This window comes from Streptomyces sp. NPDC037288, assembly GCF_055603265.1.
In genome coordinates this window covers 1-2,618 of record NZ_JBVJVY010000180.1, presented here as the reverse complement: position 1 = coordinate 2,618, position 2,618 = coordinate 1, and the positions used below count along the sequence as shown (strand labels likewise).

At 65.7% G+C, this 2,618-nt stretch carries 1 protein-coding gene and 1 pseudogene; one reads left to right on the top strand and one right to left on the bottom strand.

All coding sequences use genetic code 11. The features are described 5' to 3' along the window. The first annotated feature begins 1,017 nt into the window (after positions 1-1,017). Complete coding sequence (locus ACZ7GZ_RS42995; RefSeq protein ID WP_471033274.1) at positions 1,018-2,181, top strand: alpha/beta hydrolase family protein; 1,164 nt, start codon at positions 1,018-1,020, stop codon at positions 2,179-2,181. A 196-nt stretch (positions 2,182-2,377) separates the two neighbouring features. Here the strand turns inward: ACZ7GZ_RS42995 and ACZ7GZ_RS42990 are convergent. Beyond that, positions 2,378-2,618 (bottom strand): annotated as a pseudogene (locus tag ACZ7GZ_RS42990) (hypothetical protein); the annotation flags it as partial.

The window sequence follows — 2,618 nt, the reverse complement described above, 5'->3', positions numbered from 1 at the left end:
CGGATCCTCCGCAAGGCCAGACTCAGCCCGAACGCACTCACGTCAACCACAAAGGCCATCCTCACCCTGGAGGCTCACCGTTGAAAAGGCTCCAGGTCCTTACACGGACCTCAGTACAGGAACGAGGAGATGACGTGATCCCGAATGCCATAAGGGTGTTCACTGTGCTGTTATCGACCTTGGCCATGTCCCTCACCGGTGTTGCCTGCCCACGCGCGGCCCGGCGTGACATCTGTGTCGTCTGCGGTGCCTGCCGTGGGTACCGATTCCTATCGGACAAGTCCGGGAGCGGTCGTCGGGGACGGCGTACGACTACGCGCCGACCGTCATCCTGTACGGCGTGTACAAGATGTGGTGGTGCGGCCAGGCTCCCGAGCAGACGCAGCGTTGCGGTTGTGACATGGATGGATGTACCGATGAGGCCACGGGCATCAGCGGCGATCTGGCGTTCCGCATCCCGCCGCTGAAGGCATGCTCTCGCCTCGCATCGTGACCACCCCGAGGCCGGCAAACAAGGCAGCGGCGCGGCGGCGACCATAGGCCATGCAAGTCCTCCCAATGGAGCTCCGCGCGCTGGCGACACAATGACCAGTCAAGCGCCCTCGCAATCGGCGCTCACCGCGCTGACTTCTGGGCATGGGTACGGAAGGTATCCGTGACGTGATCGAATCCATGGGGGTGATGCATGTCACACCGTGGCATCTCGCCAGATGGATCCCAGGGCTTTACGGGCTTCATAGCACCGAGATGGTTCCCCGTGACCTGCGGTGATTCCACCACTCGAAGGCTTGCAGCGTGAGTGGGTGACGGCACCTCGCGTCCAACCTGCCGACCTCATCTGATGGCGATGGCAGCCAAGCGAACGTAGGTACGATGCGCGGCAGCCGGCCGTCGAACACATGGCGGTCGTTGTCTGGGAGGAACTTCATGAAACACGCGCGGAGAAAACACAGCCGGTTACGCGCCCGGATCGCAGGTACCGCAGGAGCACTGGCGGTTGTCTTGGGCGCAGGGGCCGTGCCTGCCTCGGCCGCCACGAAAACTGCCGGTACGCCTACGCCGAACGCCGCGCCGTTGGGCACGACGGGGGCCCCGCGCAAGCTGACGCTCCCCGCCCCGACCGGGCACTATCGGGTCGGGACGGTCGACCTCCACCTGCGCGATCCGAGGCGCAAGGACCCTTGGCTGCCCAGCCCCCGGCCGCGCGAACTCATGGTCACCCTGTGGTACCCGGCTACACACACGGCCCACCACCCCGTCGCTCCCTGGCTCCAGCCTGCCGCCGCCGCGCACTTCCTGGCCAGCCACCAGGTCCCGCCCAACACAGTGACCCTGCCCACCACCGCCGGGCACACCGGCGCCCCGGTTGATCCCAAGGCTGGCAAGTTACCGGTGCTGCTGTACTCGACCGGGCGAGGGTCGGACCGCGCCACGGGCACCGCGCTCGCCGAAGACCTGGCCAGCCGGGGCTACTTGGTCGTCACCCTCGACGACACCCACGATGACAGCGAAGTACAGTTCCCCGGTGGCCGGTTGGAACTGAGTACCATGCCGCCGCACACGCCCGCATCTCGCGTGATCGCCGCTCGGGTGGCCGACACCCGCTTCGTCATCGACCAGCTGAACGCCATCGCCCACGGCCACAATCCGGACGTGGACCACACACATCTGCCGTACGGACTGTCCCATGCGATAAACATGAAGCGTATCGGGATGTTCGGCCCTTCCCTTGGCGGCGCAGTGGTGCCGGCGGCCATGCAAGCGGACTCCAGGATCCATGCCGGTGCGGACCTGGACGGACAATTCTTCGGCCCTGAGACCACCCGGGACCTCCACCGTCCCTTCCTGTTGTTCAGTCGCCACAACCACAACCGCAACACCGATCCCAGCTGGGCGACCCTCTGGAAACACTTGCACGGCGACAAGTTCGATCTCAGGCTGCGCGGTGCCCAGCACCTGACGTTCCTGGACTACGAGGCTCTGTTCTCCCAGGCGCCCGGCGCCTTCAAGCAATCGCCTGCCCAACTGGTCCGATCACTCGGCACGATCGCCCCCGACCGGGCCTTCGAGATCCAACGCACTTACCTCGCGGCCTTCTTCGACAAGGAATTGCGTCACCATCACGAGGCCTTGCTCAACGGTCCCTCCCGTCACTACCCGGAAGTCTCCTTCGTACGCTGAACCAGCAGCCGTGCGTGCGCAGTTAGCTTGCCGCGCACGCACGACCGACGTCCGCGTGACGGCTGGCGGCAGGGCATGTAGGGGGTAGGCCCGCGGATGGCCGCGCTGCCTCAGCGGTCCAGGCCCTGACCGTCTCCCCCCGCATACTGAGTAGAGGTGAGTTGTTCCGCTTTGAGGGGCACCATGGGTGTGGTGGTCAGGTGGCGAGTGCGGTGTCGTGGTCGGGGGGACTGTGGTGGCCGAGGCTGCTGTGCTGTTGGTGCAGGTTGCACCAGCTTTCGGTCCGCTCAAGGGTCGCGGTGTGGGTGACGGTCCTGTTCGGCTGGGGCTGGGTGCCGATCAGCTCGTTCTTCGAGGTGGTGAAGGACGATTCGGCCAGCGTGGTTGTCCCGGCGTTGGCCGGTGCGGCCGGCGGATGGCCGGGTTTCCAATTGGTT